Source organism: Streptomyces albidochromogenes (assembly GCF_005981925.1).
GTDB classification, from domain to species: Bacteria; Actinomycetota; Actinomycetes; order Streptomycetales; family Streptomycetaceae; genus Streptomyces; species Streptomyces albidochromogenes.
In genome coordinates, this window is sequence record NZ_VBVX01000509.1 from 1 (window position 1) to 2,669 (window position 2,669).

Below are 2,669 nucleotides of genomic sequence, written 5' to 3' on the forward strand. Positions count from 1 at the left end.
GGTCTTCGGCTCGCTGGCGCCGCTGTGGGTCGCCGGGTTCCCCCTCCGCCACGAAGCCGGACCGTGGGAAAGACGCCGCCGCCCTGCCCGCCGTATGGCCCCGGCCCCAGTCGATGCGGGCCGCCGGGCAGTCGGTGCGGGTGGGCGGCGAAGCGGCGCTCGTCGCGGAGGAGGGCACTGATCCGTACGCCCTGAAGGCCCTCGGGGACGTCCTGCGCGACGCGGGCGTCACGACGCTCTACACCCTGCGGCCCCACGAGCCGCTGCCCGCGCGCGGCGTCGTCGTACGAGCCGGGGGCACCGGCGCGAACGACGCGTTGCGCGCCCTGCGCGCACCCGAACGCGCCGATCTGCCGTCCGGGGGCTACCGGATAGCCGTCGGCAGCGTCGGCGGACGGGACACGGTCGCGCTCGACGGTGTCGGCGACGACGGCCTCTTCCACGCCGCGCAGACCCTGCGCCAACTGGTGACGGACGAGGAGTCCAGCAGGGCTGACGGGGACACCGGCACCCGCCGTGGAAAGCGCATCGCCGGAGTCGCCGTCCGGGACTGGCCGGGGACGGCCGTACGCGGCACGACCGAGGGCTTCTACGGCCAGCCGTGGACCCGCGAACAGCGGCTGGCCCAGGTCGACTTCATGGCCCGCACGAAGCAGAACCGGTACCTCTACGCCCCCGGAGACGACCCGTACCGGCAGGCCCGCTGGCGGGACCCGTACCCGGCCGACCAGCGTGCGGACTTCCGGGCGCTGGCGGAGCGGGCGCGCGCCGGCCATGTGACGCTCGGCTGGGCCGTGGCCCCGGGGCAGGCCATGTGCATGTCGTCCGACGGTGACATCAAGGCGCTGAACCGCAAGTTCGACGCGATGTGGGCGCTGGGCGTACGCACCTTCCAGCTCCAGTTCGGCGACGTCAGTTACAGCGAGTGGCACTGCGGCGCGGACGCCGACGCCTTCGGCTCCGGTCCCCGGGCGGCGGCCAAGGCGCACGCGCGGGTGGCCAACGCGGTGGCGCGGCACCTGGCGGAGCGGCATCCGGGGTCCGAGCCGCTGTCGGTGATGCCCACGGAGTTCTACCAGGAGGGTGACACCGACTACCGGCGGGCGCTGGCCGCCGAGCTGGACGGCGGGGTGCACGTCGCCTGGACGGGGGTCGGCGTCGTGCCGAAGACGATCACCGGGCGTGAACTCGCCGGTGCCCGCGCCGCGTTCGCGCATCCGCTGGTCACGATGGACAACTACCCGGTCAACGACTACGCGCAGGACCGTATCTTCCTCGGCCCGTACACGGGCCGGGACCCCGCCGTCGCGGCCGGGTCCTCCGCTCTGCTGGCCAACGCCATGGAGCAGGCGTCGGCCTCGCGCATCCCCCTGTTCACCGCGGCCGACTACGCCTGGAACCCCCGCGGCTACCGGCCGCAGGAGTCCTGGCAGGCCGCGATGGACGACCTCGCGGGCGACGACGCGCAGGCCCGCGCCGCGATGCGGGCGCTGGCGGGCAACGACGCGTCGTCCGTGCTCGGCGGCGAGGAGTCGGCGTACCTGCGGCCGCTGATCGACGGCTTCTGGCGGACGCGGGCCTCCACCGAGCCGGGCGTACGGGACGCGGCGGCGAAGCGGCTGCGCGACGCGTTCACGGTGATGCGCGACGCCCCGCTGCGGCTCCGGGACTCGCCGGGCGGCGCCTTCGACGACGAGGTGCGGCCGTGGACCGAGCAACTGGCGCGGTACGGGCGGGCGGGCGAGCTGTCCGTCGACCTGCTTCAGGCGCAGGCGCGCGGCGACGGCCCGGCCGCCTGGCGCGCCTCGCTCGACCTGGACGCGCTGCGGGGCTCCCTGAAGGCGAGCCGGGTCACCGTCGGCAAGGGCGTGCTCGACGCCTTCGTGGCGCGGACCGTCAAGGCGGCGGACGCCTGGACCGGTGCGGACCGGGAGGCGGGCCGGGTCGCGCGGGAGGCCGGTTCGTACACGGTGCGGCTGAACCGGGCGCGGCCCGTCGAGGCGCTGACCGCCATGACCGAGCCGGGTACGGGCGAGGGCGCGGCGGTGGAGGCCCACGTGCCGGGGCAGGGCTGGCGGCGGGTCGGGACGCTGTCCGGGAGCGGCTGGACGCAGACGGACGCCGAGGGTGCGCGGCTCGACGCCGTACGCCTGACCTGGGACGACGCCGCCGGGGAGGGTGCGCCCGTCGTGCACCGGGTGGTGCCGTGGTTCGCGGACGAGCCGCGGGCGGGGCTGCGTCTGGAGCGCAGCGAGACGGACGCGGAGATCGGCGGGAGCCGGCCGGAGCGGGTGACCGTGCGGCTGACCGGGCAGCGGCCCGGCGAGGTGCGCGGCCGGCTGACGGCCGACGCGCCGAAGGGCATCGAGGTGCGCGCGCCCCGGGCGACGACGGTGCCGCGCGGCGCGTCCACCGCCGTGCCGCTCGACGTGCGGGTGGACAAGGCGGTGCGGTCGGGCGAGTACAAGGTGCCGGTGTCGTTCGACGGGCAGGACAGTGTGCTCACGGTGCGGGCCTTCCCGCGTACGGGCGGGCCCGACCTGGTCCGGGGCGGGGGCGTGCGGGTGGCGTCCTCGGGTGACGAGACCGCGGACTTCACGGCGCCGAACGCGGCCGACGGCGACCCGGCGACCCGGTGGACGTCACCGATCGGGCCCTCGGCGTGGTGG

General features: G+C 76.1%; 1 protein-coding gene. It reads left to right on the forward strand.

Annotated features, from left to right (window positions below; translation table 11 throughout):
- The coding region (locus tag E2E34_RS33230) for a beta-N-acetylglucosaminidase domain-containing protein (protein WP_138905550.1) at nucleotides 1–2,669 on the forward strand (2,669 nt) is incomplete at both ends.